Annotated in this window: 20 protein-coding genes; 19 read left to right on the plus strand and 1 reads right to left on the minus strand. The window is 70.6% G+C overall.

Annotated features, from left to right (window positions below; translation table 11 throughout):
* Positions 1-27 precede the first annotated feature (27 nt).
* Entirely contained in the window at positions 28-690 is a 663-nt protein-coding gene (gene gph / locus G8A07_RS03705) for a phosphoglycolate phosphatase (RefSeq protein ID WP_195795770.1), read from the plus strand.
* Here gph and G8A07_RS03710 read toward each other — a convergent pair.
* Positions 678-1,283 carry a chalcone isomerase family protein gene (locus tag G8A07_RS03710; protein WP_195795771.1) on the minus strand — a complete coding sequence of 202 codons (606 nt, stop codon included), beginning with the start codon at positions 1,281-1,283 and terminating at the stop codon, positions 678-680. The genes gph and G8A07_RS03710 overlap by 13 nt on opposite strands.
* Before the next feature lie 383 nt (positions 1,284-1,666).
* On the opposite strand from G8A07_RS03710, the gene trpE reads away from it, so the two are divergent.
* The 18 genes from trpE to G8A07_RS03800 all read left to right on the plus strand — a co-directional run bounded on the left by trpE (position 1,667) and on the right by G8A07_RS03800 (position 22,091).
* Positions 1,667-3,151 carry an anthranilate synthase component I gene (gene trpE / locus G8A07_RS03715; RefSeq protein ID WP_195795772.1) on the plus strand — a complete coding sequence of 495 codons (1,485 nt, stop codon included), beginning with the start codon at positions 1,667-1,669 and terminating at the stop codon, positions 3,149-3,151.
* A gap of 1 nt (position 3,152) precedes the next feature.
* Positions 3,153-3,737 carry an aminodeoxychorismate/anthranilate synthase component II gene (locus G8A07_RS03720; RefSeq protein ID WP_195795773.1) on the plus strand — a complete coding sequence of 195 codons (585 nt, stop codon included), beginning with the start codon at positions 3,153-3,155 and terminating at the stop codon, positions 3,735-3,737.
* Positions 3,734-4,813 carry a low-specificity L-threonine aldolase gene (gene ltaE, locus G8A07_RS03725; protein ID WP_195795774.1) on the plus strand — a complete coding sequence of 360 codons (1,080 nt, stop codon included), beginning with the start codon at positions 3,734-3,736 and terminating at the stop codon, positions 4,811-4,813. Before G8A07_RS03720 ends, ltaE begins: the two co-directional genes overlap by 4 nt.
* Positions 4,814-4,836: 23 nt before the next feature.
* Entirely contained in the window at positions 4,837-5,874 is a 1,038-nt protein-coding gene (gene trpD, locus G8A07_RS03730) for an anthranilate phosphoribosyltransferase (RefSeq protein ID WP_195795775.1), read from the plus strand.
* 2 nt (positions 5,875-5,876) lie between these two features.
* Positions 5,877-6,668, plus strand: a complete 792-nt coding sequence (gene trpC / locus G8A07_RS03735; protein ID WP_195795776.1) for an indole-3-glycerol phosphate synthase TrpC — start codon at positions 5,877-5,879, stop codon at positions 6,666-6,668.
* Positions 6,665-7,351, plus strand: a complete 687-nt coding sequence (locus tag G8A07_RS03740; protein ID WP_195795777.1) for a uracil-DNA glycosylase — start codon at positions 6,665-6,667, stop codon at positions 7,349-7,351. The genes trpC and G8A07_RS03740 overlap by 4 nt, the downstream gene beginning before the upstream one ends.
* A gap of 133 nt (positions 7,352-7,484) precedes the next feature.
* Entirely contained in the window at positions 7,485-8,414 is a 930-nt protein-coding gene (locus G8A07_RS03745; protein ID WP_195795778.1) for a BadF/BadG/BcrA/BcrD ATPase family protein, read from the plus strand.
* On the plus strand, positions 8,414-9,172 hold the full coding sequence (locus G8A07_RS03750; RefSeq protein WP_195795779.1) for a GntR family transcriptional regulator: 759 nt from the start codon (positions 8,414-8,416) through the stop codon (positions 9,170-9,172). Before G8A07_RS03745 ends, G8A07_RS03750 begins: the two co-directional genes overlap by 1 nt.
* A 34-nt stretch (positions 9,173-9,206) precedes the next feature.
* Positions 9,207-10,337 carry an N-acetylglucosamine-6-phosphate deacetylase gene (gene nagA / locus G8A07_RS03755; RefSeq protein WP_213086229.1) on the plus strand — a complete coding sequence of 377 codons (1,131 nt, stop codon included), beginning with the start codon at positions 9,207-9,209 and terminating at the stop codon, positions 10,335-10,337.
* A complete protein-coding gene (locus tag G8A07_RS03760; RefSeq protein ID WP_249937212.1) occupies positions 10,318-11,340 on the plus strand; it encodes an SIS domain-containing protein in 1,023 nt (340 codons plus the stop codon). Before nagA ends, G8A07_RS03760 begins: the two co-directional genes overlap by 20 nt.
* Positions 11,341-11,424: 84 nt before the next feature.
* Positions 11,425-12,912 (plus strand): beta-N-acetylhexosaminidase, encoded by a 1,488-nt coding sequence (nagZ, locus tag G8A07_RS03765; protein ID WP_249937213.1) that lies wholly within the window; start codon positions 11,425-11,427, stop codon positions 12,910-12,912.
* Positions 12,913-12,952: 40 nt separating this feature from the next.
* Positions 12,953-14,272, plus strand: coding sequence for an MFS transporter (locus tag G8A07_RS03770; protein ID WP_195795781.1), 1,320 nt, complete (start codon positions 12,953-12,955; stop codon positions 14,270-14,272).
* 119 nt (positions 14,273-14,391) lie between these two features.
* Positions 14,392-15,279 (plus strand): glycoside hydrolase family 16 protein, encoded by an 888-nt coding sequence (locus tag G8A07_RS03775; protein ID WP_195795782.1) that lies wholly within the window; start codon positions 14,392-14,394, stop codon positions 15,277-15,279.
* Between the two features lie 126 nt (positions 15,280-15,405).
* A complete protein-coding gene (locus tag G8A07_RS03780; protein ID WP_213086230.1) occupies positions 15,406-16,467 on the plus strand; it encodes an acyltransferase family protein in 1,062 nt (353 codons plus the stop codon).
* Between the two features lie 366 nt (positions 16,468-16,833).
* A complete protein-coding gene (locus G8A07_RS03785) occupies positions 16,834-20,025 on the plus strand; it encodes a lantibiotic dehydratase (RefSeq protein WP_195795784.1) in 3,192 nt (1,063 codons plus the stop codon).
* Entirely contained in the window at positions 20,022-21,236 is a 1,215-nt protein-coding gene (locus G8A07_RS03790; protein WP_195795785.1) for a lanthionine synthetase LanC family protein, read from the plus strand. Before G8A07_RS03785 ends, G8A07_RS03790 begins: the two co-directional genes overlap by 4 nt.
* Positions 21,237-21,428: 192 nt before the next feature.
* The gene (locus tag G8A07_RS03795) at positions 21,429-21,710 is read left to right on the plus strand and encodes a hypothetical protein (RefSeq protein ID WP_195795786.1); all 282 of its coding nucleotides are present in this window, start codon (positions 21,429-21,431) and stop codon (positions 21,708-21,710) included.
* Between the two features lie 102 nt (positions 21,711-21,812).
* Complete coding sequence (locus G8A07_RS03800; RefSeq protein ID WP_195795787.1) at positions 21,813-22,091, plus strand: hypothetical protein; 279 nt, start codon at positions 21,813-21,815, stop codon at positions 22,089-22,091.
* Positions 22,092-22,104 lie beyond the last annotated feature (13 nt).

Here is a 22,104-nt window from a genome sequence, read left to right on the forward strand (position 1 = left end):
ACTCTTTCCTCCCAAGCCGTGAATCCCATGTCGTCGCACCCGCTCCCGCCGCAGGCCTTCATCGTCGATCTCGACGGCACCCTGGTCGACACCCTGGGCGACTTCGTCGCGGTGCTGAACGAGGTGCTGGCCGAGCTGGCGCTGCCGGCGGTGGCGCGCGACTTCGTCGAGCGGACCGTCGGGCGCGGCAGCGAGCATCTGATCCGCTCGACCCTGGCCGAGGTCGGCGCCGCGCCGGCGCTGTACGAGCAGGCCTGGGCGCGCTACCAGCATCATTACGAGCGGCTCAACGGCCAGTTCTCGGACCTGTTCCCCGGCACGCGCGAGGGGCTGGAGCGGCTGCGCGCGCTGGGCCTGCCGATGGCCTGCCTGACCAACAAGCCGGCCGCCTTCGCGCGCGGCCTGCTGGCCAGCAAGGACCTGGCGGGTTATTTCGATCAGGTGTTCGGCGGCGACGACTTCGCGCGCAAGAAGCCCGATCCGCTGCCGCTGCTGAAAACCTGCGAGGCGCTGGGCACGCCGCCCGGCGCCACCTGGATGATCGGCGACAGCAGCAACGACGCGCAGGCCGCGCATGCGGCCGGCTGCCCGGTGGTGCTGCTGCGCCATGGCTACAACCATGGCGAGCCGATCGATGCGGTGCCGGCCCTGCAGCACCTGGACCGGCTGGACCTGCTTCAGTTGCCCTGACGGCCGCTGCTGCGCTGGATGCCCAGCAGGGCGTCCTTCAGGAGCGCGTCGGCCGGGGCCTTGCCCAGCCAGATCTTCAGCAGCACGCTGAAGAATTCCGCTTCCTTGATCGGCTCGCCGGCGACGCGGGCGCCGTTGACATAGACCACGGTGCCGGTGCCGGGGATCCACTCGACGCTGAAATGCTCGCCGGTCGAGAGCTTCTTCTTGGCGGCGAAGATCTCGGCGATGCGCAGCACGCCGGTGATCGCGCGCGCGAACTCCTCGCGCGTCGCGTTCTCCTCCATGCCCTTGGTGAACAGCTTGCCGAGCTCGTTGCCGTCGATGTCGCGCAGCATCTGGATATGCAGGCGCTTCGGGCCGGTGTTGGCCAGCACCGCCTCGGGCGTGCCGGCCTTGGCGTTCAGGTACAGGCCGGCGGTGTAGACCTTGAAGATGGCCTTGTAGCGGATGCCGGCGCCGTTGAGCTGCAGCTTCTGGCCCGCGACGTCGGCGGTCGGTTCGTACTTGACGCCGGCCACGTCCACCGGCTGGGCCAGGGCGGGCCCGGCCAGGCAGCCGGCCAGCAGGGCCGTGATGATGAGGACACGCATGTCTCGCTCCATGGATGGATGCTTGCCCGGTGGGCCGGGGCTGGCCGCGAGTATGGCGCGAACAGCGCACGACTGTCCGTGCGCTGCGTCACGCACAAACCCTGAACGCGGACTTTGCGGCCGGGCTGCTACACTGCGCCGCATCATGTTCATCACGCGCAAGCACATCAAGGGGTCGAATGACCGGGGAGCCTGGCCCTGGCGTCGCCCGCACGACTTCGCTCTCTGAAGCCGCTTGACCTTGCCTGCCGCCCCGGACTCCTCGTCCGAGGGGCCTCACAATCCGACCGTTGATCGATCCCCCGAGGGATGGCCGCAGTCAAGCGACCTGACATCCGGCGTGCGCGCGTCCGCGCGGCGCCACGTTTCAAAGGTTTGACGACGTGATCACCGAACTGGAATTCCAAAGCCTGGCCGCCCAGGGCTACAACCGCATCCCGCTGATCAGCGAGGCGTTTGCCGATCTCGAGACCCCGCTCTCGCTCTACCTGAAGCTCTGCGCCGCCTCCGGCCAGGGGCGCCACAGCTTCCTGCTGGAATCGGTGGTCGGCGGCGAGCGCTTCGGCCGCTATTCCTTCATCGGCCTGCCGGCCCGCACCGTGCTGAAGAGCCGCGGCTTCGTCACCGAGGTGCAGCGCGACGGCGCGGTGGTCGAGACGCATGAGGGCAACCCGCTCGACTTCATCGCGGCCTACCAGCAGCGCTTCAAGGTCGCGCTGCGCCCCGGCATGCCGCGTTTCTGCGGCGGCCTGGCCGGCTACTTCGGCTACGACGCGGTGCGCTACATCGAGCCGCGCCTGGCCAAGACCGAGAAGAGCGGCGGCCTGGACACGCCCGATCTGATGCTGCTGCAATGCGAGGAGCTGGCGGTGATCGACAACCTGTCGGGCCGGCTCTACCTGATCGTCTATGCCGACCCGACCCAGCCCGAGGCCTATTTCCGCGGCAAGAAGCGCCTGACCGAGCTGCGCGACAAGCTCAGCTACTCGGTCAGCGCGCCGCAGGTGAAGCGCGGCCAGGCCCATCCGGTGCACCGCGAGTTCGCCAAGGCCGACTACCTGGACGCGGTGCTGAAGGCCAAGGAGTACATCGCGGCCGGCGACCTGATGCAGGTGCAGGTGGGCCAGCGCCTGAGCAAGCGCTATACCGAGTCGCCGCTGAGCCTGTACCGCGCGCTGCGCTCGCTGAACCCCAGCCCCTATATGTACTTCTACGACATGGGCGAGTTCCAGATCGTCGGCGCCTCGCCCGAGATCCTGGTGCGCCAGGAGCAGGTGGGGCCGGGCCGCAAGGTCACGATCCGCCCGCTGGCCGGCACCCGGCCGCGCGGCGCGACGCCGGAGCTGGACCTGGCGTTGGAGGCCGAGCTGAAGGCCGATCCGAAGGAGCGCGCCGAGCATCTGATGCTGATCGACCTGGCGCGCAACGACATCGGCCGCATCGCCGAGACCGGCTCGGTCAAGGTGACCGACGCCTTCGTCGTCGAGCGCTATTCACACGTGATGCATATCGTCAGCAATGTCGAGGGCACCCTGCGCGAGGGCATGAGCAGCCTCGACGTGCTGCGCGCCACCTTCCCGGCCGGCACCCTGACCGGGGCGCCCAAGGTCCGTGCGATGGAGCTGATCGACGAGCTGGAGCCGGTCAAGCGCGGCATCTACGGCGGCGCCTGCGGCTATCTGAGCTTCGCCGGCGACATGGACCTGGCGATCGCGATCCGCACCGGCATCGTGCAGGACCAGACCCTGTATGTGCAGGCGGCGGCCGGCGTCGTGGCCGATTCGGTGCCGGAGCTGGAATGGAAGGAAACCGAGGCCAAGGCCCGTGCCTTGATCCGTGCTGCTGAGTTGGTGGAAGAGGGGTTCTGACATGCTGCTGATGATCGACAACTACGACAGCTTCACCTTCAACCTGGTGCAGTACTTCGGCGAGCTGGGCGCGGACGTGAAGGTCCTGCGCAACGACGAGATCACGGTCGACGAGATCGGCGCGCTGAAGCCCGACCACCTGGTGTTCTCGCCCGGCCCCTGCACGCCGGCCGAGGCCGGCATCTGCGTCGAGGCGATCCGCGCCTTCCAGGGCCGGCTGCCGATCCTGGGCGTCTGCCTGGGGCACCAGAGCATCGGCGCGGCGCTGGGCGGCAGGATCGTGCGCGCCCAGCACCAGATGCATGGCAAGGCCAGCACGATCAGCACCGACGGCAAGGGCGTGTTCAAGGCCCTGCCCAAGGACTTCAGCGTGATCCGCTACCACTCGCTGGTGATCGAGGAGGCCACGATGCCGCAGGTGCTGGAGATCAGCGCGCGCAGCGAGGACGGCGAGATCATGGGCGTGCGCCACCGCGAACTGGCCGGCACGGCCACGCCGCTGGAGGGCGTGCAGTTCCATCCGGAATCCATCCTGTCCGAGCATGGCCACGCGATGCTCAAGAACTTCCTGGAGCGAGTGCTATGAGTCCTGTTGTCGATCTGCGCAGCGACACCGTCACCCGGCCCACGCCGGCCATGCGCGAGGCGATGGCCCGTGCCGAGGTGGGCGACGATGTGTTCGGCGACGACCCGACCGTGCTGGCCCTGCAGGCCCGCATGGCCGCGCTGACCGGCAAGGAGGCGGCCCTGTTCATGCCCTCGGGCACGCAGAGCAATCTCTGCGCGATGCTGGCCCATTGCGAGCGCGGCGACGAGTACATCGTCGGCCAGCTGGCCCATACCTACCGCTACGAGGGCGGCGGTGCGGCGGTGCTCGGCAGCATCCAGCCCCAGCCCCTGAGCCAGGATGCGCATGGGCGGATGGACCTGGCCGACATCGCGGCGGCCATCAAGCCGAACGATCCGCACTTTGCGCGCAGCCGCCTGCTGTGCCTGGAGAACACCTGGAACGGCCAGGTCATGCCGCACGACTATCTGGCCGAGGCCACGGCCCTGGTGCGGCGTCATGGCCTGAGCTGCCATCTGGACGGGGCGCGGGTGTTCAACGCGGCGGTCGCGGATGCGGGCGAGGGGGGCGATGTCTTCGCCGCGCTGGCACGCATCACCGCCTATTTCGACAGCGTCTCGGTCTGCTTCAGCAAGGGCCTGGGTGCGCCGGTGGGCTCGATGCTGTGCGGCTCGGCCGACTTGATCGCGCGGGCGATGCGGGTGCGCAAGATGGTCGGCGGCGGCATGCGCCAGGTCGGCCTGCTGGCGGCCGCGGCCGACCATGCGCTGGACCACCATGTGCAGCGTCTGCGCGAGGACCATGCGCTGGCCGCCGGCCTGGCCGAGGGCCTCGCCGGCATCGCCGGCCTGACGGTGCGCCCGGTCGATACCAATATCGTCTTCGTCGACGTGGCGGACGGCCGCGGCCCCGATCTGCTGGCCCATCTGAAGGCGCAGGGCATCCTGGCCACGGGCCTGATCGGCCTGCGCTTCGTCACGCATCTGGATGTCGATGCGGCGGGCATCGCGCGCACCGTGGCCGCCGTGCGCGAGTTCTTCGCGACGGCCGGCGCCCCGGCGGCCGCGGCCGGCCGCCCGGCAGGTCCCTACTGACTGGATTTCGCAGGAGCTACAGCATGCCCATTACCGACAACGAAGCCCTGACCCGCGTCATCGAGCACCGCGAGATATTCCACGACGAGATGCTGGCCCTGATGCGCCGCATCATGGGCGGCGAGATGTCGCCGGTGATCGCCTCGGCGCTGCTGATCGGCCTGCGCGTCAAGAAGGAGACCATCGGCGAGATCACCGCCGCGGCCCAGGTGATGCGCGAGCTGGCCAACAAGGTGCCGGTGGCACCTAGCCCGCATCTGGTCGACGTGGTCGGCACCGGCGGCGACGGCGCGCACACCTTCAACATCAGCACCTGCTCGATGTTCGTGGCCGCCGCGGCCGGCGCCCAGGTGGCCAAGCATGGCAACCGCAGCGTCTCCAGCAAGACCGGCAGCGCCGACGCGCTGGAGGCCCTGGGCGCCAACATCATGCTGACGCCGGCCCAGGTGGCGCAGAGCATCCGCCAGACCGGCATCGGCTTCATGTTCGCGCCGAATCACCATCCGGCGATGAAGAACATCGCCCCGGTGCGCAAGGAGCTGGGCGTGCGCACCATCTTCAACATCCTGGGCCCGCTGACCAATCCGGCCGACGCCAAGAACATCCTGATGGGCGTGTTCCACCCCGACCTGGTCGGCATCCAGGTGCGCGTGATGCAGCGCCTGGGCGCGGAGCACGCGGTGGTGGTCTACGGCAAGGACGGCATGGACGAGATCTCGCTGGGCGCGGCCACCCTGGTCGGCGAGCTGAAGAACGGCGAGGTGCGCGAGTACGAGATCCATCCGGAGGACTTCGGTCTGGCGATGGCCAGCAACCGCAGCCTGAAGGTCGCCGGCCCGCAGGAATCCAAGGTGATGCTGCTCGGCGCGCTGGCCAACGAGCCCGGCCCGGCGCGCGACATCGTGCTGCTGAACGCCGGCGCGACGCTCTACGCGGCCAATGTGGTCGATTCGATCGCGGCCGGCATCGCCAAGGCGCGCGAGGCGATCGCCAGCGGCGCGGCGCGCGCCAAGCTGGACCAGTTCGTCGCCGCCACGCAGGCGCTGGGCCAGGGAGCCTGACGATGGACGACATCCTGAAGCGCATCGTCGCGGTCAAGCATGAGGAGATCAAGGCGGCGCGCACCAAGCGGCCGCTGGCGAGCCTGCGCGCGGACGCTGAGAGTGATCGCGTCACGCGTGGGTTTGAAAAAGCCTTGCGCGCCAAGATCGCCTCCGGCGCCAGCGGCGTGATCGCCGAGATTAAAAAAGCCAGCCCCAGCAAGGGCGTGATCCGCGCCGACTTCCGCCCGGCCGAGATCGCGCAGAGCTACGAGCGCCATGGCGCGGCCTGCCTGTCGGTGCTGACCGACGAGCAGTTCTTCCAGGGTTCGGCCGACTATCTGCGCCAGGCCCGTGCCGCGGTCGCGTTGCCGGTGCTGCGCAAGGACTTCATGGTCGACGAGTACCAGGTCTTCGAGGCGCGCGCGATGGGGGCCGACTGCATCCTGTTGATCGCCGCCTGCCTGGACGACGCGCAGATGGCCGACCTGGAGGCCTGCGCGCTGAGCCTGAACCTGGACGTGCTGGTCGAGGTGCATGACGGCAAGGAGCTGGATCGCGCGTTGCGTCTGCAAACGCCGCTGGTCGGCATCAACAACCGCAATCTGCGGACCTTCGACGTGACCCTGGACACGACCCTGGGCCTCTTGAAGCATGTGCCGGCGGACCGCCTGCTGGTGACCGAGAGCGGCATCCTGGCGCCGGCCGATGTGCAGCTGATGCGCGCGGCGCAGGTCCACGCCTTCCTGGTCGGCGAGGCTTTTATGCGCGCGCCCGATCCGGGTCAGGCGCTGGCGGCGCTGTTCTCCGCATGAGTGCTTGGCAGGATGTCGTCGAGGGCTGGCGCGCCACGCCCGCGGGGCAGGCCCTCGAGGCCTTCGTGGCCCAGCGCCGCGCGGCCGGTGCGCTGGTCTATCCGCCCGAGCCCTATCGCGCGCTGGCGCTGACGCCGCTAGCCGCGGTCAAGGTCGTGATCCTGGGCCAGGATCCCTACCATGGTCCGGGCCAGGCCGAGGGGCTGGCCTTCTCGGTGCCGCCGAGCCTGAAGAAGCTGCCGCCCAGCCTGCGCAATATCTTCAAGGAGCTGCAGCGCGACCTGGGCCAGACACCGCCGGCCAACGGCCATCTGGGCGCCTGGGCGCGGCGCGGCGTGCTGCTGCTGAACACCAGCCTGACGGTCGAGGACGGCGCGCCGGCCAGCCATGCCAAGTTCCAGAAGGGCGGCGGCTGGGAAGCGCTGACCGACGCGCTGATCGCGCGCGCCGCGGCCGATCCGGCGCCCAAGGTCTTCATGCTGTGGGGCGCGCATGCGCAGGCCAAGCAGGCGCTGATCGAGGCCGCCGGCACCGGCCATCTGTTGCTGCAGGCGAACCATCCGTCACCGCTTTCGGCGACAAGGCCGCCGCTGCCCTTCATCGGCTGCGGCCATTTCTCGCGCGCCGCCGCCTGGCTGGCCGAGCGGGGCCGGCCGATCGACTGGGCTCTCGGCGGGGATTGAGGCGCCGGCTGGTGCCTTATTGGTATTAACCCGGAAAGCAGACCAGAACGCCGTCTTTACGCGCCGTCTCATCGTCATACCGTTGAATACCAATTGACGCTTGCGCGTTTCTGGTACTAGACTGGTATTAAATATGAGTACGGTCTCTGCCCGCGCTGCTGCGCCTTCGCATTCTGCCAACAAATCCATCCGTTTCCTGATCGGTGTGGACGGGGGCGGCACCGGCACGCGCCTGCGCCTGTCGGACCGCCAGGGGCGCCCGCTCGGCGTCGGCGAGGCCGGCCCCTCGGCGCTCGGTCAGGGCGTCGAGCAGGCCTGGCGCCATGTGCAGCAGGCCTGCGTGGCGGCCTGCTCGCAGGCCGGCCTGGAGGCGCTGGACCTGTCGGAATGCGCGATCGGTCTGGGCCTGTCGGGCGCCACCATCGTCGAGCAGGCGCAGGCCTTCCTGAATCTGCAGCCCGGCTATGCCCAGGTGCTGCTGGACAACGACGGCTTCACGACCGTGCTGGGCGCCCATGGCGGCAAACCCGGCGCGGTGGTGGCCTCGGGCACCGGCGCGGTCGGCGAGGCGCTGCGCGAGGACGGCGGCCGCGTGCTGGTCAGCGGCTGGGGCTGGGTTACCGGTGACGAGGGCAGCGGCGCCTGGCTGGGCATCAAGGCGATGCGCCATGCCCAGCAGGCGATGGACGGCCGCGTCGCGGCCGGCGCGCTGGCCCGTGCGGTCTGGGCCGAGACCGGCCCCGAGCGCGACCAGCTGGCGGCCTGGGTTGCAACGGCCGGCCAGCATGCCTATGCGGGCCTGGCGCCGCTGGTGTTCGAGGTGGCCGCGCAGGACGCGGTGGCCCAGGGCTTCGTCGACGAGGCGGCGGCCGAGCTGGAGAAGCTGGCCCACGCGCTGGACCCGTCGGGCCGCCTGCCGCTGGCGCTGTGCGGCAGCGTCGCGCGCCGGCTGGCGGGACATTTCTCAGGCACCATTCGAGCCCGTTGCGTCGAGCCGCAAGGCGATTCGGCGGACGGCGCGCTGCTGATGATCGGCCGCGCACTCACCGAGATGGGACTCTGATGACCGCTACCGCTGCCTCCACCAAGCTGCCTTTCCAATTCAAGCCCGACGCCCAGGCGGCGTCGCCGCTGTACATGCAACTGGCCCACAAGCTGGCCCAGGCGATCCGCGACGGCCACTACCATGCCGACGAGGCCTTGCCCTCGGAGCGCGTGCTGTCGGAGGCGCTGGATCTGTCGCGCGTCACAGCGCGCAAGGCGATCGACCGGCTGGTGGAGCAGGGCCTGATCATCCGCAAGCGCGGTTCGGGCAACTACATCGCGCCGAAGCTGGAGCAGCCGCTGTCGCGCCTGACCAGCTTCTCGGAGGAGCTGCATCAGCGCGGCTTCAAGCCCGGCTCGAAATGGCTGACGCGCGGCTTCAGCCTGGCCGCGCCGGATGAGCAGCTGAGCCTGGGCCTGACCACCGGCGCGCGCGTCGCGCGGCTGGAGCGCCTGCGCCTGGCCGATGCGGTGGTGATGGCCTACGAGGTCAGCGTGCTGCCCGAGGCGGTGCTGCCGGATCCGCAGGCGGTGGACTCCTCGCTGTATGCCCACCTCGCCAAGCAGGGCGGCGCGCCGGTGCGCGCGCTGCAGCATATCCGCGCGATCAATGCCGAGCCCAAGCTGGCCTCCCTGCTGGAGGTGCCGGTGGGCCAGGCGGTGCTGTTCATCACGCGGGTGGGTTTTCTGGAGTCGGGTCAGGCCGTCGAGCTGACCCATTCGTATTGCCGCAGCGACTACTACGACTTCGTCGCCGAGATGCGGCGCGAGGGCTAGACGGGCCGAACACGGGACAGGGATGACGTTGGTTGTGGTTGAGCAAATCGAGGGCTATGTCCTGACGCCGCAGGGTTTCGTGCGCGGCGTGCTGGAACAGCAGGGGGGACGCATCGTCCGCATCAAGGGTGAACCGGTTCCGGAATCCGAGGTCCGCAACGGCCGCGATGTCCTGCCGCTGATCCTGCCCGGCTTCATCGACGTGCATGTGCACGGCGGTGCCGGTCGCGACACGATGGAGGGCGGCGACGCCGCGCTGGCGATCGCCCGCATGCATGCGCGCCATGGCACCACCGCGCTGCTGGCCACGACGATGACCGCGCCGATGGACGAGATCCGCCAGGCGATGGCCGCCCTGGGCCCGCTGTGCCGCGAGCGCGACCCGCAGGGCGCGCGCGTGCTGGGCGTGCACCTCGAAGGCCCCTACATCAACCCTGGCAAGCTGGGTGCCCAGCCCGACTTCGCCAAACCGGCCCAGCTGGACGAGATCCGCGCCCTGCATGCGCTGGCGCCGATCCGCCTGATCACCCTGGCGCCCGAGCTGCCCGGCAATCTGGAGCTGATCACGACCCTGCGCGCGGCGGGCTTTCAGGTGCAGATCGGCCACACGCTGGGCACCTACGAGGACGGCGTCGCCGCGCTGGAGCATGGCGCCGGCGGCTTCACCCATCTGTTCAACGCGATGACGGGCCTGCACCACCGCGAGCCCGGCATGGTCGGCGCGGCGCTGGCGCATGCGCGCTATGCCGAGATCATCCCGGACCTGCTGCATGTGCACCCGGGCGCGATCCGGACCGCGCTGCGCGCGATCCCCTGCCTGTTCTGCGTCACCGATTCCACCGCGGCGGCCGGCATGCCGGACGGCGAATACCGCCTGGGTCGCCACACGGTGCAGAAATGCATGGGCGGCGTGCGCCTGCCCGACGGCACCCTGGCCGGCAGCACGCTGACCCTGGACCAGGCGCTGCGCAACCTGGTGGGCCTGGGCCTGGAGATCGAGGAGGCCTCGCGCCGCGTCTCCACCCATGCGGCGGATTACATGGGCCTGGAAGACCGGGGGCGTCTGGCCATCGGTGCCTGGGCTGATTTCGTGGTGATGGACCGGGACCTGCAGTTGCAGCGCGTGGTCGTTGAAGGAGAAGAGATTGACCTCGCGAATGCTTGAGGAGGCGCTGAGCGCCCCCGCCGCCGTGGCGCGCCAGCTGGCCGCCGACCAGAATGCCTATGCCGCCCTCGGCGAGGCGCTGCGCGCCCAGCCGCCCAGCGGCCTGCTGACGATCGCGCGCGGCAGCTCCGACCATGCGGCGCATTACATGGCCTACCTGGTGATGGCGCGCCTGGGCCGCCTGGTCACCTCGCTGCCGATGTCGCTGATCACGCTCTACCAGAGCAAGATCGAGAGCAAGGGCCTGGTCTCGCTGGCCTTCTCGCAATCCGGCCAGAGCCCGGACCTGGTGGCGCCGACCGAATACTTCAGCAGCCAGGGCGCGCGCACCGTCGCCTTCGTCAACGCCGCCGGCTCGCCGCTGGCCGCCGCCGCCCAGCATGTGTTCGCGCTGCACGCCGGCCCGGAGCAGAGCGTCGCCGCGACCAAGAGCTACATCGCCCAGCTGGTGGCCGGCGCCCGCGTGGTCGCCGCCTGGCAGGACGACGAGGACCTGTCCGCCGCGCTGCAGACCCTGCCGCAGGCGCTGGAAGTCGCCGCGCAGCTGCGCTGGGACGCCGCCGTCGAGGCGCTGAAGGATGCCGACAAGCTGTTCGTGATCGGCCGCGGCACCGGCCTGGCGATCGCGATGGAGGCGGCGCTGAAGTTCAAGGAGACCTGCGGCATCCAGGCCGAGGCCTTCTCCGGCGCCGAGGTCAAGCATGGCCCGATGGCGCTGGTCGAGGAGGGCTACCCGCTGCTGGTGTTCGCGCCGCGCGGCCCGGCCCAGGCCGGCCTGATCGCGCTGGCCGAGGAGATGCGCGGCCGCGGTGCGCGCGTGCTGCTGGCCGCGCCCAAGGGCACGCCGGGCGCCGAGCTGGAACTGGCCACCACCGGCAACGAGGACCTGGATCCGATCGCCGCGGTGCAGAGCTTCTACCCGATGGTCGAGGCCCTGGCGCGCGCGCGCGGTCTGAACCCCGACCAGCCGCGCCATCTGGCCAAGGTCACCAAGACGCACTGATCGCCATCACCCCACCCACCAGCTTCGCGAAGCGCGGCGCTCGCCCCGGTTGATCCTGGGCGCGCCGGCGCCACAGGACACCTCATGAGCAGCCATACGCCATTCCATCCCGGCCATCTGGTGATGGTCGACATCCAGGGCACTTCGCTGGATGCCGCCACCGCCGACTTCCTGCGCGCCCAGCAGATCCGCGCGGTCTGCCTGTTCCGCAAGAACCTCGGCACCGAGGCCGAGGTGCGCCAGCTGACGCGCGACCTGCGCGATGTGATGGGCCCGAACGCGCTGATCGGCCTGGACCAGGAGGGCGGTTCGGTGGTGCGCGCCACCTTCCTGCCGCAGCCTCCCTCGGCGATGGCGCTGGGCGCCGCCGGCGATACCGCGCTGGCCGAGGCGGTCGGCGCCGCGGTGGCGCGCGGCCTGCGCTCGATCGGCATCAACTGGAATTTCGCGCCGGTCACCGACATCAACAACAACCCGGCCAACCCGGTGATCGCCGAGCGCAGCTTCTCCGAGAGCGCCGAGGCCGTGACCCGCTTCGCCGGGGCCTGGATGCGTGGCTCGCTGGCCGAGGGCGTGGCCTGCTGCATCAAGCATTTCCCCGGCCATGGCGACACCCATGTGGACTCGCACCTGGCCCTGCCGACGGTGGACAAGAGCCGCGCCGAGCTGGACGCGCTGGAGCTGATCCCCTTCCGCGCGCTGCGCGACGCGGCGCCCTCGGTGATGACCGCGCACATCGTCTATCCGCAGATCGATCCCGAATACCCGGCCACCCTGTCGAAGAAGGTGCTGGGCGGCATCCTGCGCGAGGAGCTGGGCTATCGCGGCGTCGTGATCACCGACGCGCTGATGATGAAGGCCATCGCCGAGCGCTATGGCTATGCCCGCGCCGCGGTGCTGGCGATCGACGCCGGCGCCGACATGATCCTGGCCCAGGGCTCGCTGGAGGAGCAGGCCCAGGCGATCGAGGCGCTGCGCGCCGCCTTCGCGCAGGGTACGCTGAGCGCCGCCCAGGGCGAGCAGGCGCGCGCGCGCCTGGACGCGCTGGCCCAGGCCTATCCGGTGCTGCTGGACGAGTACCCGGCCGAGCGCCGCGAGCAGGACGATGCGCTGATGCGCCATGCCTGGGCCCAGGGCCTGACCGCGCTGCGCGGCGCCGCCGCCCCGCGCCTGGACCAGCCGCTGCGCATCTATGTGCAGGACAAGGTGCCGACCGACGGCGTCTCCGAGGCCGGCCCGACCGGCGCCCAGGTGCGCGCACTGTTCCAGGGCTTTGCCGATGCCGAGTTCATCGCGCTGCCGGACATCGATGCGCTGGACTGGGCCCAGGTGCCGCATGACGGCCGCTTCAATGTGCTGGCCTCGACGCACCGCGCGCGCTACGGCAGCCTGGCGGCCGGCTGGCATCCGGACCTGCACCTGGTGCTGTGGAACCCCTTCCAGTCGCTCGACGTGGCCGCGGCCCCGACCGTGATCAGCTGGGGTTATGCCGACGGCGCGCTGGCCGCGCTGCAGGCCTGGCTGGAGGGCCGCGCGAACAGCACCGCCCAGGCCCCCGTGACGCTGAACTGAGTCCCGACCCCACCCCCACCCCTGCCCAGCGAGGCTCGCCATGACCACCCAGACGCCGCGTTCACCCATCCGCTGGGTGCCCAGCCTGTACTTCGTGCAGGGCCTGCAGTTCTTCGTCGTCATGCTGATCGCCGGCCTGATGTTCAAGAACATGGGCGTGGCCAACGACCAGATCGCGCGCTGGACCGGCGCCTTGGGCCTGGCCTGGGCCTTCAAGCCGCTGTGGAGCCCCTTCCTGGAGCTGGCGCGCAGCAAGAAGCTGATCGTCGTCGCGATGCAGTTCACCGGCGCCGTCGGCCTGGGCCTGATGGCGGTGGCGCTGCAGCTGCCGATGTGGTTCGCGGCCAGCATCGCGGTGCTGTTCCTGCTGGCCTATGCCTCGGCCACCCATGACATCGCCTGCGACGGCCTCTACATGGCCAGCCTGGATGCCAAGCAGCAGGCGGCCTATGCCGGCTGGCAGGGCGCCTTCTTCAATGCCTCGAAGTTCCTGACCCTGGGCGGCCTCCTGGTGCTGGCCGGCCATCTGGAGAAGTCGCTGGGCGTGATGAACGCCTGGTCGGTGATCTTCGTGCTGCTGGCCGTGGTGCTGGCGCTGCTGGCCAGCTACAACGCCTGGGCCCTGCCCGGCACCCTGAACACCGAGCACACCGCGCTGACCGCGGCCAGCATCTGGCGCACCCTGCGCGAGGTGATCGCGGATTTCCTGCAAAAGCCGGGCATCTGGCTGGCGATCCTGTTCATCGTGCTGTTCCGCTTCGCCGAGGGCCAGGTGCAGACGATCGGCCCGCTGTTCCTGATCGAGGCGCGCGACAAGGGCGGCCTGGGCCTGACCACCGAGCAGGTCGGCGGCATCTACGGCACCGTCGGCACCGCGGCCTTCCTGGTCGGCTCGATCCTGGGCGGCTACTTCACCTCCTGGCTGAGCCTGAAGCGCGCGATGCCGATCCTGATCGTCTCGATGGCCGTGCCCAACGTGACCTTCTACTACCTGGCCAGCACGATGCCGGCCGACCTGTTCCACATCGGTGCCGCGATCGGCCTCGAGATGTTCGGCTACGGCTTCGGCTTCGTCGGCATGATCCTCTACATCATGCAGGCGGTGGCGCCGGGCAAGTTCCAGACCGCGCATTACGCGCTGGGTTCGGGCGTGATGCAGCTGGGCTTCATCTTCAGCAAGACCATCAGCGGCGACATCCAGCTGGCCATGGGCTACCAGAGCTTCTTCCTCTGGACCATCGCCTGCGGCGTGCCGGCCTTCCTGCTGATGTTCTTCGTCAAGATCCCCGGCACCGCGCCGCAGGCCAAGCCGGCCAACGGCAATGACGATGCCGCCGCGACACCCGCGACCAGCAGCTGAAATCCATCGGCGGCCGGCGCGCGGCGCCGCCGCCGCACGACAGTGAAGAAAGACCAACAGGGGGCAGACCCATGGGTTTGAGAGGGGCGATGGCGGTGCTTGCAGGGACCGTCTTGCTTTTGTGCCAGCCTGCCCGGGCGCAGCAGTCCGGGCAGGCTTTTTTTAGCTTCTTCGATGACTTCAGCTACCGCTCGACCGCCGAGCTGGGGCAGGGCGGCTGGACGCCGCGCAGCCAGACCGGCCATCCCGGCGTCGAGGGGGCCCGCTGGGCGCCCGAGGGTCTGAGCCTGCTGGACGATCCCGAGACCAAGGGCAACCGCCTGCTGCGCCTGCGCGCCCAGACCGACGGCAGCGGCGCCGGCACCGAGCAGGCCCAGCTGTGCCACCAGCGCAAGTACCTGGAAGGCACCTACGCGGCGCGCGTGCGCTTTCGCGATGCGCCGACGCGCGGCATCGACGGCGACCCGGTGATCCAGACCTTCTATGTGGTCAGCCCGCTGAAGCATGACTTCGATCCCGAGTTCAGCGAGCTGGACTGGGAGTACCTGCCCAACGGCGGCTGGGGCAGCGAGAAGACGCGCATCTACGGCATCACCTGGCAGACGGTGCAGCTCAAGCCTTGGCAGGCCTTCAACCAGTCGCATGAGGAGTTCGGCTCGCTGGACGGCTGGCATGTGCTGATGATGCAGATCCTGGACGGGCAGACGCGCCTCTTCATCGATGGCCGCCAGGTGGCCCAGCATGGCGGGCGCAACTATCCGGTCGTGCCGATGTCGATCAACTTCAACCTCTGGTTCTCGCCCGGCGGCCTTCTGCCCCAAGGGGCTGGCGGCGCCGCGCCGCGCGTCTACGAGCAGGACGTGGACTGGGTCTTCCATGCGCGCAACACGCGCCTGAGTCCCGAGCAGGTGCTGGCCCAGGTCGGCGCGCTGCGCCGTGCCGGCACGGCGCGCTTGGACCAGGTGCCGCCGGCCCAGCCCGCTTTGGAGAGCCGCTGCGATTTTTGACCCACCCCCTACCGGCTGTGCCGGCCCCTTCAAGGGGGCACGCCCGCAGGACCGGCAAAGCCGGATCCTCGGACGTTACCCGGTGGGCCGTTCCATCGCGAAGAGTTGTCGAGATAGATGAGTGAAATGAAGAACCAGCGCCTGGCTTCGGTCGACGCGCTGCGGGGCCTGTCGGTGGCGGCGATGCTGCTGGTCAACAACCCGGGCGACTGGGGCCATGTCTACGCACCGCTGCTGCATGCGGCCTGGCATGGCTTCACGCCGACCGACCTGATCTTCCCGCTGTTCCTGTTCATCGTCGGCGTCTCGCTGGCGCTGAGCCTGGGTGCCAAGGTCGAGGCGGATGCGCCGCGCGCGCCGCTGGCGCGGGCCGTGCTGGAGCGTGCGCTGCGCATCCTGCTGCTCGGGCTGGCGCTGCACCTGTTCGCCTGGTGGGCGCTGGGCAAGCCGGAGTTCCGCCTGTTCGGCGTGCTGCAGCGCATCGGCCTGTGCTTCGCGCTGGCGGGCCTGGTGCTGCTGTACTGCCGCGCCCGCACCCAATGGTTGCTGCTGGCGGGCCTGCTGATCCTGCACGCGGCGCTGCTGCTGGGTGGCGGCGGCCTGGACAAGGCCGGCAGCCTGCAGGCGCGCATCGACACCGCGCTGCTGGGGCGCTTCGCCTATGAATGGGATGGCCGGCTGGCTTTCGATCCCGAGGGCGTGTTGTCGACCCTGGGTGCGCTGGCCAGCTGCCTGCTGGGCCTGCGCGCCGGCGACTGGCTGCGCCGGCGGCAGTTGATGCCGCTGCTGCGGCTGGGTCTGGCCGCGCTGGTCGTCGCCTATCTGCTGACGCCCTGGCTGCCGCTGAACAAGCAGCTGTGGACCGGCAGCTTCGTGCTCTGGACCGGCGGCTGGGCCTGCCTGGCGCTGGTCGGCTTTCATCTGCTGGTGGACCGCCGCGGCTGGCCGGCGCTGGGGCGTGGCTTCGGCGTCAACGCGATCACCGCCTATGCCGGCGCCTGGGTGATGAGCGTGGCGCTGGCCGCGCTGGGCTGGCAGACCGCGATCTACCAGGGCTGGCTGCTGCCGAGCGTCGGCGCGGCGCTGGGCCCCGAGGCGGCCTCGCTGGCTTTTGCGCTGCTGTTCGTGCTGGTCTGGGCCGGGGTGGCCCGGCTGCTGGACAAGCGCGGGATCTATATCAAGGTCTGACCCCCGTCCACTCGCTCAAGACGAGCGCATCGCCGAACGGCCGCCCTGCGAGGCGGCCGTTTTCTTTTCTGTCCACCCATGGCCCGGTCTTCTTCTCCCTAACTCAGGGGCTGCAGGGTTTACGGCAGTTGCATTGGTATCTAACGGGTCTTAGATTGGTATCTGATTAGTCGAGATGACTGATCTGGCGACACCAGCCTCCGGGGTGCAGTTCCGCCCCCAGCCAAGCAGTCCGTCGCCAGGCGCGCCGTCGTTCGCGTGCCGCCGATTCCGTAGTCGCTGTTGCCGTTCATCGTTCCGTCCCGAAGCAGGCGTTCCGACCTGCAGGGGACTTGCACGCCCGTTGGGAACCCCAGGGAGGAGAGCATGGTGAAAGAGGAGACGACCACCCCGAAGCAGGAGGAGCCGCGGCTCGCGCCCGCGGCCTTCGTGCTGCAGCGCCACCCGCTGCTGCCGCTGCGGCATTTCGAGGACTGGAGCCAGAGCCCGGACGCCGAGCGCTATGTGCTGGCGCAGTACGAGCAGCCCTGGGTGGAGGAGGGGCTGTATGTCTCCAGGCCCTCGCTGCATGCCCGGCTGATCGACCTGCGCCTGGGTCAGGGCGAGGTGAGCCAGCATGCGGGCGAGCGCAAGAAGCAGATCGCCAGCCTGGCGCGCTTCCTCAGCCGCGCGGCCTACCGCTGCACGCCCTTCGGCCTGTTCGCCCAGGTGCAGCTGGCGCGGGTCGGGCCGGCGGCCGAATCCGCGGAGCCGGGCGCCGCGCCGGCGCTGCGCCGCGGCATCCATCTGGACAGCGGGGTCGAGGCCTGGCTGATCGAGCGGGCGCTGCAGGACCAGGGCTGGCGCGCGCTGCTGCGCTGGCAGCTCAACAACACCGCCTTCTCCTGCGGCACCCATCTCAGCTATGTGGACTGGGTCTACCAGGCGAACCGCCAGCGCAGCTATCGCGCGGTGGAGCTGGCGCACAGCGAGGCGCTGGCGCTGCTGCAGCGGGCCGCGCAATCCCCGCAGCCCTTCGCCGCGCTGCGCGAGGAGCTGGTCCGGGCACTGGCGGTCGAGGCGGAAGAGGCCGAGGCCTTCCTGCACCAGCTGATCGACAAGCGCCTGCTGCTGCCGCAGTTGGCGCCGACCGCCGGCAACGGCTGCAGCCTGGATCATGCGCTGGCGCAATCGCCCGCGCATCCGGCGCTGGCGCCGCTGCGCGAGATCCAGGCGCGGCTGCATGCGCTGCGCGCCGAGGCCGACAGCGCCGGCTCGCTGGTCGAGCCCTACCAGGCCCTGCGCGCGGCCGTCGAGGCGCAGATCGGCAGCGAGGACCTGAGCCGCGGCGTGCTGCAGATCGACACCCTGGACGCGCGGCCCGCCGCGGTCGACCCGGCGCTGGCGCAGGGGCTGGTGCACAAGCTGGAGCTGCTGATGCGCCATACCGCGCGCCGGGTGCCGCGCCAGCAGGAGTACAAGCGCCTGTTCCGCGCGCGCTTCGAGGACCGCGAGGTGAATCTCGCCTATGCGCTGCATCCCGAGCTGGGCGTGCCCTATCCGCAGCGCGGCGCGCTGGTCTCGCCGCTGCTGGAGGGGCTGCGCCTGGCGCCGGCCACGGCCGGCGAGGCCGGCATGGGGCCGGCGCTGCTGCCGCTGGAGGGGCTGCTGCTGCGCCGCCTGTTCGAGCAGGGCGCCGGCGGCGGCTGCATTGCGTTGTCGGAGGAGGATCTGAAGGGCCTGGGCGCGGCGCCGGCCCCGCAGCTGGCCGAGGGTGCCTATGCCCAGCTGGGCCAGTTGCCCGGCGCGCCGGGCACGGAGCCGAAGTTCGAGCTGCGCGGCGTCGGCGGGCGCAACGGCCTGGAGCTGATCGCGCGCTTCTGCCACCTGAGCCCGGCGCTGAGCGAGGCCGCCGGGCACTATGCCCGTGAGCATCGCGATGCGCGCGAGGACTGGATCTATGCCGAGCTGATCCACCACCCGCAGGACCGCCTGCTGAACATCCTGCGCCGGCCCTCGCTGGCCAGCCATGAGCTGGTCTATGCCGGCAGCAGCGACAAGCCGCGCGAGCAGCAGCTCTGGCTCGGCGACCTGAGCATCCAGCTGGTCGGCGACCGCTTCCTGCTGCGCGACCGGCGCAGCGGCCGGCGCGTCGTGCCGCGCCTGACCAGCGCGCACAACTACAGCGCGCGCCAGCTCGGCGCCTACGAGTTCCTGGCCGGACTGCAGGACGAGGATGCGCCCTGGTTCGGCTTCGCCTGGCCGGCGGCGGTGCAGGCGCTGCCGCGCCTGCCGCGGGTGGAGCTCTGCGGCCTGATCCTGGTGCGCGAGCGCTGGCTGCTGGAGGCCAAGCAGATCGAGGCGCTGAACCAGGCCGCGGTGGCCGGCACGGTGCCGGCCTGGCGCGAGGCGCTGGGCCTGCCGCGCTTCGTGACCTGGGACCAGCATGACAACCATCTGCCGGTCGACCTGGACAACCTGGCCTCGGTCTCGCTGCTGCTGGACGAGATCATCAAGCTGCCGCAGGTCCTGCTGCATGAATGCCTGGCGCTGAACGCGGCGGCCGCGCAGGGCTGCTTCGAGCAGCGCAGCCGCGAATGGCTGCTGCCGCTGCGCCAGACGCAGAAGAGCGCGCAGCCGGTCGAGGCGGCGCCCTGGCATCCCGGGCGGGCGGCGCTGCAGGACGAGGGGCCGCGCCGGCCCTGCCTGGAGGACTGGGTCTATCTGCGGCTCTACACCGGGGCCGGCTATGCCGACCGGGTGCTGCGCGAGCATGTGGCGCCGCTGCTGCGCGAGGCGCAGGCGCAGGGCCTGCTGCGGACCTGGTTCTTCGTGCGCTTCCTGGACGACTTCGAGCATCTGCGGCTGCGTCTGCAGGCGCGCGACCGCGAGACGCTGGTGCAGCTGCATGCGCGGCTGCAGGCGCGGCTGGCCGAGGCGCAGCGCGCCGGCCTGCTGTGGCGGGTGCAGAGCGACGACTACCTGCCGGAGCTGCAGCGCTATGGCGGTGCGGCCGGCCTGGCGCTGTGCGAGCAGCTGTTCGGCGTGGACTCGGACGATCTGCTGGCGCTGCTGGAGCTGGAGGCCGCGGAAGGCGAGGCGGGTGACGATGCGCCGCCGCGCTGGCTCTATGCGCTGGCCTCGCTGGATGCCTATGTGCTGCAGCTCAGCCCGGACGCGGCGCGGCGCGAGGCGCTGCTGGAGAAGCTGGCGCGCCAGTTCCTCGACGAGCAGGCCGGTGCCGCGGGCCGCTCCGCCGCGCTGGTGGCGGTGGGCGCGCGTTTTCGCGAGCTGCGCCGCGAGCTGGACGGGCTGCGGCAGGGCCGGGGCCGGCTGGGCCTGTGGCAGCAGCAGCTGGCGGCCAGCGCGCGGCGCCGCGCGCCGCTGCTGGCGGCGCTGCGCGAGCTGCTGACGAGCTTGCCCGAGCCGCAGCAGGAGCAGGTGCTGCAGAGCCTGCTGCACATGCATTGCAACCGGCTCGCGCCCAGCGACCCGCGCCGCCACGAGACTCTGCTCTACGACTTCGCGCGCCGGCTGGAGCGGGCGCGGCAGGCGCGCAGCCCGGAGCTGGCGCGATGAGCGCCGCCGCCGAGGCCGCGCTGATCGAGGCCGTGCGCTGGCGCCTGCGGCGCGCGCTCGACGGGGCCTGGACCGATGCCAGCTATGCCGGCGGGGCCGCCGGCCAACTGCTGGCCCTGGCGGTGCTGGAGCGGCAGACGCAAGGGCGCGACCTCGATGCCGACTGGCTGGCCGAAGCCGTGCTGCGCCTGCTGGAGCGGCTGCCGCGCTATCCGCATGGCCTGTTCCAGGGCGCGCAGGGCCTGCTGTTCGCGGCCTTGGAACTGGACCGCGTGTATGGCCTGGGCCTGGCCGAGGAGGCCGCGGCGGATGCCGACGAGCATCTGCTGGACTGCCTGCGCCATGACCGCGACCTGCCCTATCACTTCGACCTGATCAGCGGCATCGGCGGGCTGCTGACCTATGCCGCCTACCGCGAGCAGGGCGGCAGCCGGCTGCCGCTGGTCGAGGCCTGCGTCGCGCGGCTGCGCGCGATGGTCTCGACGGCGGCCGAGGGCGAGCTGCACTGGTTCACGCCGCCGGCCTGGATCCGCGGCTTCCCGATGGGCAATGCCCATCCCGGCGGCTGCACCGACCTGGGGGTCGCCCATGGCCAGGCGGGCGTGCTGGCGGCGCTGGCCTATGCGCTCCAGGTGGCCAGGACCGGCCGGCCGGCGGCGCGCGAGCTGCTGCTGGGCGGGCTGCGCTATCTGCGGCGGCAGGAGCAGTCGAACGGGCATGCGCATTTCGGCACTGCGGCGGAATCCACGGATCCGGCGCGCTGTGCCTGGTGCTATGGCGACCTGGGCATGGCGGCGGCGCTGCGGCTGTCCGCCGTCGCGCTGGAGGACCCGGCGCTGGACGACTGGGCGGACCGGATGCTGGCGACCTTGTCCCGGCGGCCGGCGCAGCAGCTCGGCTTCATCGACGCCTGGCTGTGCCATGGCAGCGCCGGCTCGGCCTGGTTGATGCGGCAGCTGGCGCCGCGTCAGCTGGCGCCGCTGACCGCGCATTGCCTGCGGCTGCATCCGGTGGCGGGGGCCGACGGCCTGCTGGCCCAGCTGGAGCGCGCGCCGGCGCCCGAGCTCGGGCTGCTGGAGGGCTATGCCGGCCTGGCGCTGGTGCTGAGCGAGGGCCGCGCTGACGGCGGCCCGCCGGATCATGGCCCGCATTGGAGCCTGCCCTTCCTGGCCGGGCGCCGCGCGCTCGAGACCCACGTCGTTTTCTCGTGAATCCGCTTGTGCGCCCGAAGGCTCGGCCGGGCCGGACGGTGCACAGGCCACGGCGGCGTTGACCACGGTCGGGACTGCACGGAGCCCCGGCAGGTTGTGAACGGCGCCACCCCCGGGGTGGCCGTGATCTGCCCCACCACGCATCCACGCGGCCTCAGGCCGCATGCATCTGTATGTCTATCTAGGAGACCCATGAGCAAGTCCGATCGACTGAAGCTGACCACCACCTCGGTGCGCAGCCTGACTCCCGGTGAAGTGGACCAGGTCGCCGGCGGCGACGGTGGCCCCACCGGCAACACCTCGCTGTCCAACGCCTATTGCGGCGGCTGCCCGACCTACGGTCCCTGCGCGACGCAAACCTGCCCGCCGCCGGCCTCGGCCGAATGCGCGAGCAATGTCTGCGCGTCCAATGCCTGCGGCACGCAGAACAACTGCCTGCCTCCTTGGGCGACCAAGGGCTGGTGCCCCCGCTGATGGCGCAGGGGCCGCCGGGGCATCCATCCCGGTGGACCCGCTCCTTCCCCACCCCCGGGGCACGGCCATCCGGCCCCGCCTTGAATATCCCATCTGAAAATCATGAGCAAGAGTAAAAAACTCCAGCTGGCCACCACCTCGGTGCGCCAGCTCAGCCCGGACGAGCTGCAGGACGTGGCCGGCGGCTACACCTCGATCGCCGCCTGCGGCACCGATCCGACCAATCGCCCCTGCGTGACGGTCAACGCCGCCAGCGGCTGCCCGACCGGCGTGCCGCAGACCCAGGGCTGCCCGCCGGCCACCGGCGCCTGCGCGACCAATGCCTGTCCGCCGGTGTCGCGGACGCCGCGTTGCGGCGGCGGCGCCAGCGACCTGTGCTGATGATGATGAGGCG

Origin of the sequence: Roseateles sp. DAIF2 (assembly GCF_015624425.1) — a bacterium.
Taxonomy (GTDB): Bacteria; Pseudomonadota; Gammaproteobacteria; order Burkholderiales; family Burkholderiaceae_C; genus Kinneretia.

What these genes read in the sequence shown, in the direction of transcription:
- G8A07_RS03795 (WP_195795786.1), top strand. Translation starts at nt 21,429, where the DNA reads ATGAGCAAGTCCGATCGACTGAAGCTGACCACCACCTCGGTGCGCAGC.
- G8A07_RS03780 (WP_213086230.1), top strand. Translation starts at nt 15,406, where the DNA reads ATGAAGAACCAGCGCCTGGCTTCGGTCGACGCGCTGCGGGGCCTGTCG.
- G8A07_RS03790 (WP_195795785.1), top strand. Translation starts at nt 20,022, where the DNA reads ATGAGCGCCGCCGCCGAGGCCGCGCTGATCGAGGCCGTGCGCTGGCGC.
- G8A07_RS03800 (WP_195795787.1), top strand. Translation starts at nt 21,813, where the DNA reads ATGAGCAAGAGTAAAAAACTCCAGCTGGCCACCACCTCGGTGCGCCAG.
- nagZ (WP_249937213.1), top strand. Translation starts at nt 11,425, where the DNA reads ATGAGCAGCCATACGCCATTCCATCCCGGCCATCTGGTGATGGTCGAC.
- G8A07_RS03720 (WP_195795773.1), top strand. Translation starts at nt 3,153, where the DNA reads ATGCTGCTGATGATCGACAACTACGACAGCTTCACCTTCAACCTGGTG.
- G8A07_RS03750 (WP_195795779.1), top strand. Translation starts at nt 8,414, where the DNA reads ATGACCGCTACCGCTGCCTCCACCAAGCTGCCTTTCCAATTCAAGCCC.
- G8A07_RS03745 (WP_195795778.1), top strand. Translation starts at nt 7,485, where the DNA reads ATGAGTACGGTCTCTGCCCGCGCTGCTGCGCCTTCGCATTCTGCCAAC.
- G8A07_RS03710 (WP_195795771.1), bottom strand. Translation starts at nt 1,283, where the DNA reads ATGCGTGTCCTCATCATCACGGCCCTGCTGGCCGGCTGCCTGGCCGGG.
- trpD (WP_195795775.1), top strand. Translation starts at nt 4,837, where the DNA reads ATGCCCATTACCGACAACGAAGCCCTGACCCGCGTCATCGAGCACCGC.
- ltaE (WP_195795774.1), top strand. Translation starts at nt 3,734, where the DNA reads ATGAGTCCTGTTGTCGATCTGCGCAGCGACACCGTCACCCGGCCCACG.
- gph (WP_195795770.1), top strand. Translation starts at nt 28, where the DNA reads ATGTCGTCGCACCCGCTCCCGCCGCAGGCCTTCATCGTCGATCTCGAC.
- G8A07_RS03770 (WP_195795781.1), top strand. Translation starts at nt 12,953, where the DNA reads ATGACCACCCAGACGCCGCGTTCACCCATCCGCTGGGTGCCCAGCCTG.
- trpC (WP_195795776.1), top strand. Translation starts at nt 5,877, where the DNA reads ATGGACGACATCCTGAAGCGCATCGTCGCGGTCAAGCATGAGGAGATC.
- G8A07_RS03740 (WP_195795777.1), top strand. Translation starts at nt 6,665, where the DNA reads ATGAGTGCTTGGCAGGATGTCGTCGAGGGCTGGCGCGCCACGCCCGCG.
- G8A07_RS03785 (WP_195795784.1), top strand. Translation starts at nt 16,834, where the DNA reads ATGGTGAAAGAGGAGACGACCACCCCGAAGCAGGAGGAGCCGCGGCTC.